2 protein-coding genes are annotated in these 6064 nt (G+C 65.5%); both read right to left on the reverse strand.

Going from position 1 to position 6064, the window contains the following annotated elements; genetic code table 11:
* Window positions 1-57 precede the first annotated feature (57 nt).
* Window positions 58-3852 (reverse strand): AAA family ATPase, encoded by a 3795-nt coding sequence (locus tag ACZM96_RS09075; RefSeq protein ID WP_489488660.1) that lies wholly within the window; start codon window positions 3850-3852, stop codon window positions 58-60.
* The gene (locus ACZM96_RS09080) at window positions 3840-5084 is read right to left on the reverse strand and encodes an exonuclease SbcCD subunit D C-terminal domain-containing protein (protein ID WP_489488661.1); all 1245 of its coding nucleotides are present in this window, start codon (window positions 5082-5084) and stop codon (window positions 3840-3842) included. Before ACZM96_RS09080 ends, ACZM96_RS09075 begins: the two co-directional genes overlap by 13 nt.
* Window positions 5085-6064 lie beyond the last annotated feature (980 nt).

The raw sequence follows: 6064 nt of genomic DNA on the forward strand, positions 1-6064 counted from the left end.
CCCCGCATGCCTTTCCTGTCTTTTCTGCCTTTTCTCTCTTTCTGCCTTTCCTGCCTTTCACACCCGGGAGACGCCGGGGCCGGAGAGGGCGCTTTTGCCGCTGCCGAGGGGGGAGACCTGGATTTGGAGTGAGACGCGGTCGCGGACGGCCTGGACGTGGGAGATGATGCCTATCATTTTACCTTTTTGTCTCAGGGAAGCGAGCATATCGAGGGCGGTGCCGAGGGCTTCTTCGTCGAGGGTGCCGAAGCCTTCATCGAGGAAGACGGAGTCCACGCGGACGTTGCGGCTGGCCATTTGAGCGAGTCCGAGGGCGAGGGCGAGGCTGACGATGAAGCTTTCGCCGCCGGAGAGGTTGCGGGAGGAGCGCACGGCGTCGGCCTGGTAGCGGTCGATGACGTTGAGGGTGAGGGCTTCGGTTTTGCTGTGCACGAGCAGGTAGCGGTCGGTCATGAAGGCGAGCTGCCGGTTGGCCATGATGATGAGTCGGCGGAAGGTGAGTTCCTGGGCGTAGTTGCGGAATTTTTTTCCGTCGGCGGAGCCGATGAGCGCATTGAGGGCGTTCCAGCGGCGGCAGGTGTCGGTCTGTTTTTTGAGCTGGCCGGTCAGTTCGGCGGCCTGCGATTTGCGCCCGGCGTTGGCGCTGAGGCGTTCCTGAATGCTGCCGAGGGTGCGCAGGGCGTTTTCGCGTTCGGCGCGGGTTTCGGCGAGGGCCTGTTCGGTGGCGTCGCGGGGCGGCAGGGGCAGGCGCTGTTCGGCGCGCTTGCGGGCAAGGTCCTTTTGTCGGGCGTCGAGAGCGGCGGCGCGTTTGGCGAGCTGGTCGCGCTCGTTCGCAAGATTGTCCATGTCCTCTTTGGAAAGCATGGCCTCGCGGCAGGACTGCTCGTCGGCAAAGCGTTCGGCGGCGAGGCGCTTTTCGAGATCGGCTTCCAGGTCGCGCAGATCCGAGGCGCGCCGGGTCAGTCGGTCGTCGAGGGCGGCGGCGTCGCTGCGGCTCCGGGTCAGCGCGCGGGAGGCCTCGTCGAGGCGTCCGCGCAGGGCTTCTTCCTGTTTTTCCAGTTCTTGCAGACGGTTGCGGGCAGCCTGTTCTTCGTCGTCCACGCTGCGCAGGCCGAAGAGGGCGCGGCGTTCGGATTCGAGGGCGGCGAGGGCGGCGGCGAGGCGGTCGCGGTTTTCCTGCGCGCTGTTGTGTTCGGCCATGGCCGAGTTCAGGGCCTGGGCGCTCACGTCGATGAGGCGCGTCTGTTCGGCAAGAGCGTTGCGGGCTTTCACTTCGCGGGCGAGCAGGTCGGCGTAGCGACGGCGGCGTTCGGCAAGAAGATTTACGGCCTCGCGAAGCGTCGCGGGGGCTTCGCCCGCGCGCCGGAAGGCGGCAAGGTCGTGTTGCAGGGCAAGGCGTTCGGTGTCGGCCTTGCTCGATTTGGAATCAAGTTCCTTGCGGCGTGCCGAGGCTTCCGCATCGAGGCGCAGCGCTTCCTTTTCCGCGCTCTGCACGTCGGCAAGGGCGTTGTCGTGCATGAGGCGCAGGCGCTCCACGTCGTCGGCAAGGCGGCGTCCGGCCTGCTGCCGGGAGTCGAGGTCGCGGAGCGTCTCTTCGGCATGGGCGAGGGCATCGGCGGTCTTTGCGCGGAGCGTTTCCAGAAGCGCGGGCAGGGCGGGCGCGCGTTCGCTGAGCGCAAGCGCGGCAAGAATGTCGTTCTCCCACGCTTCGGCAGGGGCAGAAGTTTGGGCGGCTGCCGGGGCGGCGGGGCTGTGCGTCGGCTCGTTGTCGGGCGCGGAAGGCGCGTTCGGGCCGGTCGGCTCCGGCAAAGCGGTGGACTCGCCGTCCTTCAGAGTCAGCGCAGCGGCCAGCGTCGGAGAAAGGGCGGAGAGCGCAAGACGCAGCTTTCGGGTGGCGTCTTCGGCGGCTGCCGAGGCTTCGGCGCGGCCTTCGGCGGCGTGAACGGCGTCGCGCTGATGCCCGGCCAGCGACGCGGAAACGCGGTCGCGGTCGCGCTCCAGCGCGGCGAGGCGTTCGGCGTCTTCATCGGGCAGGGCGGGCGCGCTCTCGGCAAACGGATGATGCGTGGAGCCGCACAGCGGGCACGGACTTCCCTCGCGCAGCGCCCGGCGTTCCTCTTCGTAGGAGCGGATTTTCGCCCGCAGCGCCTGCGCTTCCCGCAGAGCGTTCACGCGTTCCCGCAGCAGGGCGAGTTCCGAGTTTTCCTGCTGCACGGTGAGGGCCAGCGCCTGCGCGTCCCCGGCGAGGCGTTCGGCGCGGGAAAGGTGTTCAGCGCGCGTCGAGGCGGCGTCGAAGGCCTTGTCCAGCGCCCCGAGCCGGGCGGAAAGCGCGTCGCGTTCGGCCCGGAACGCGGACATGTCCCTGCCGTTCAGAAGCGCGGCAAAGGCGCTGCGCGCCGCCGTCAGCCTGTCCGAAGCCTCGGACAGCGTCTTGCCGAGCGCCTCTTCCGAACGGCGGAGTCCGGCAAGCGCCGTTTTCTGTTCCTCAAGGTTGAGCGAGAGTTCGTTCAGCGCGAGGCGCTCGGCTTCGAGGGCTTTCTCGTCCTCTTCCAGGCGGCCGACGCGCGTTTCCAGCGCGCCCACCGCTTCGGAAAGTCCGGCGTCGGCGGCAGAGGCTTCCTTTTCCCGGGAAACGCCCGCAAGCGCGGCTTCCGCGTCGTTTTTGCTTCGTTCCGCGTCGCTCTGCTCCCTGCGGCGAAGTTCCAGCGCGCTGCGGCGGGCGTCGAGTTCCAGATCCAGATTGTTCAGATCGCGGCGTCGGGCGTCGATTTCGGTGTCCGCGGCGCGCACGCGCTTCCAGAGATCCCGCGCCTTTTCCACGGCGTCCTTTTCGGCGGCAAGTGTCGTTTTGGCGGCGGCAAGAGCGGCCGATGCCTGCTCTTCCTGCTCGGCAAGGCGGGGCGCTTCTTCCTTCAGCGCGGCGAGCGCTTTCTCATCGCTGCGCTGCTCCTCGCGCCGGATGCGCAGCGCTTCGAGCGCCGGAAAAATCCCGGCCGCCCGTTCGGCGCGCTCCAGCTTTTCGCGCTGCGGCGCAAAGGTCTGCCCGTCGAGCAGAAGCGTTTCCCGCTCGGCGTTCAGGGCCTGTTCCTCCTTGTCGAGGGCCTCGGCCTGCTCAATGCGCGCCATGTCGTCATTGAGCGTCTGCTCGCGGCTCGCCAGCGTTTCGCATGTCGCGTGAAGCGTTTCCCGCTCGCGTTCAAGCGCCGCTTCCTCGTCTTCGGGCAGAAGCTGCTGCGCATCCAGTCTGTTTTTGAGGTCGTCGAGTTTTTTCTGTTCCTCGCTGCTGCGCTGCTGCGTCTTCCGTGAAATTTCCGAATAAATCCCCGTGCCCGTAATTTTTTCCAGCAGCGGAGCCCGTTTGTCGCCGTCGGCCAGCAAAAACGTGGCAAAACGCCCCTGCGCGAGCAGCACGGACTGCGTGAACCGGGCAAAATCCATGCCCGTGAGCTCTTCCACGCGGGCGACGACGTCGGTGGTTTTGTCGGCCAGCGGATGCTCTTTGGCGTCGTACAGGTGGTGCTGCGGCGGCTGAAGCTTGCCCGAGCCCCGCGCCCGGCGCTGACTCCAGCAGCACTTATATTCCCCGCGAGTGGTGCGGAAGCTCACCTCCGCCATACATTCCGACGTATGCCGCGACATGATTTCGTTGCTGCTCTTGGTCACCTTGTCGAGGCGCGGCGTGGCGCCGTAGAGCGCCAGACACACGGCGTCGAGAATGGTGCTCTTGCCCGCGCCCGTGGGCCCCGTGATGGCAAATATGCCTCCGGCTTCGTATTCCGGCCCGTCGAGGCGGATTCTCCATTCGCCGGCGAGGGAATTAAGATTGCGGATATGAATGCTTAAGATGCGCATGAAGAGTCCTCCTCGTCGAAGATCGCGGCGGCCGCGGCTTCGCGGAACGTGGCCCGCAGTTCCTTGAGCGCGGGATCGTCGGGCGCGGCGTCGGGAAAGGCTTCCTGCAAACGCCGTTCAAAAACGGCTTCCACGCCGAGTTCTTCGAGGTCGTCCTGTTCGGGATCGGCGTCCATGCCTTCGGGCAGGAGCCGCGCGTTGCGGATGCGGAGCACTTCCACGGCGCCGGATACGTGTTCCTCCACGCGGCGGCGCAGGTCGGAAATCATGCTGCTGCCGGTGTAGAGCACTTCGACCCACACGCTTTCCCCGGAGGCGGAAAGTTCGTCGAGGCGGCTTTCAATCTCGGTAATGTCGCCTCCCACGCGCTCCAGTCGCTGAAACATGGGCACGTTCACCCCGCGGGAAACGATGCCGTCTCCCTGCGTTTCCAGAATGCGCACCTCGTGCCCGCGGCAGACCTCGTCGAAGCCCATGGGCAGCGGCGAACCCGTGTAGCGCAGACGCTCCTCCCCGTGAACCCGCTGCGCCGAGTGAAGATGACCGAGCGCCACATAGTCGAACGCGGCGGGAAACACGCCGGCGTCCACCTGACCGAGCGAGCCCACGCGCAGATCGCGCACGCCGTCGTCGCCGGAAATCACGCCTCCCGCGGCAAAAAGATGCCCCGTGGCCAGAATCGGAACGGCGCGTCCTGCGCGCAGACGTTCCGCGGCCTGAGCGGCGCGCAGATAATGATCCTTCATGCCTTCGGCCATGAGTCTGTCGCGTTCGTCCATGCTGTCTCCGTCGGCGGCGCGATAAAGATCCCTGTCGCGCAGAAACGGAACCGCACATACCACGAGCTCGGGCTCGCCGCCTGCCCCGCACAGCAGAAAGGTTTCCTCTTCGGGAGAACGCGCCCGGCCCGTGACGTGAATGTTCATGCCCGAAAGCAGACCGGCCGGAGCGTCGAGAAAGGCCGGAGAATCATGATTGCCCGCAATGACCACCACGTGCCGGCACGGACTCCCGCTTACCGAAACATCGTGCAGAAAGTCGTAGTACAGCTTTTGCGCCGGATTGCCGGGAATCGAGCTGTCGAACACGTCGCCTGCAATGATCAGCGCTTCCACGCCTTCGTCCCGAATCAGATCCACAAGCCACGCCAGAAAACGACGGAATTCCTCGTACCGCCGACGCCCGTAAAGATGATGCCCTAAATGCCAGTCCGATGTGTGAAGTATCTTCATGCCTTCCCTGCCTTGATTCCCGCCCCTCGCGGAGCGCCCCCACGGTGTACCACGCCCCGCCGCCCCCTGTCACGGCCCGGCAACGGGAAAGGCAGGAAAGGCGGGAAAGGCGGGAAAGGCAGAAAAGACAGGAAAGGCATGCGGGGGAAATAATTCCCCCCGCACCCCCCTGATTCTGCCTCCCGGCTTCGCCGGATCGGCAGGACAGGGTGAACGGGATGATTATGCCCGAAGCCATGGCGAAGGGGGGAGTGTCGCCGGAATGCCGTCTCTCAACGAACTGGGGAACGCGGGCGACATCAGGAGCCCGCGCCGACGGAGGCAAGTAGCCGGAATTCACTTCCGGCGTGAAGCGCAGCCGCCGTCGTGCAAGTTCCGCAGCCTGTACAGTGTGTCTTGCGCAAACGGGCTTGTGTTCTCTGTTGAGGTCTGCAAGGTCAGAAATAATTCCCCCCGCACCCCCCTGATTCTGCCTTCCGGCTTCGCCGGTTCGGCAGGACAGGGGGAACGGGATGATTATGCCCGAAGCTGTGGGCAAGGGCGGTCGTTCGGAGAGGCAGAGACTGCGGATGCCGGAGTGCTTGGCAGGCGCGGTTCGGGCTGCGGACTCAGTGCAGGTGTGTCCTTACGGACCCGCCTGCGGTGGCCGACTCCTGTCCGGCTTTCGTCGGACAGTCGTGTCAAAGGAAGGGATTTCCAGATGTTTTTTTGGGGAGGGAGAATTCAGCTTTGGGGAAGTTCGTGTCGGTAACGCACTCGGGGAGCGCGACATTGTGTCCGTTTGTGTCGGAAAGGAGTGGGGAGGGCCGCGAAGGTCGGAAGTGAAGGGGAAAAGAGGGCTGGCGTCATGCAGGAAGAATCGGGAACTCCCATGAAGCCCGGAAAACGTCCTCTCAACGCTCTGGGGCCCGCGACCTGTCTTCAGACGGTCGCGCCGACGGGCATAAGTAGGCGGGATTCACTCCCGCCGTTAAACGCAA

The organism is Mailhella sp. (assembly GCF_057866825.1).

Excerpts from the sequence above, each read along its gene's own strand:
- ACZM96_RS09075 (WP_489488660.1), bottom strand. The coding sequence starts at position 3,852 with ATGCGCATCTTAAGCATTCATATCCGCAATCTTAATTCCCTCGCCGGC.
- ACZM96_RS09080 (WP_489488661.1), bottom strand. The coding sequence starts at position 5,084 with ATGAAGATACTTCACACATCGGACTGGCATTTAGGGCATCATCTTTAC.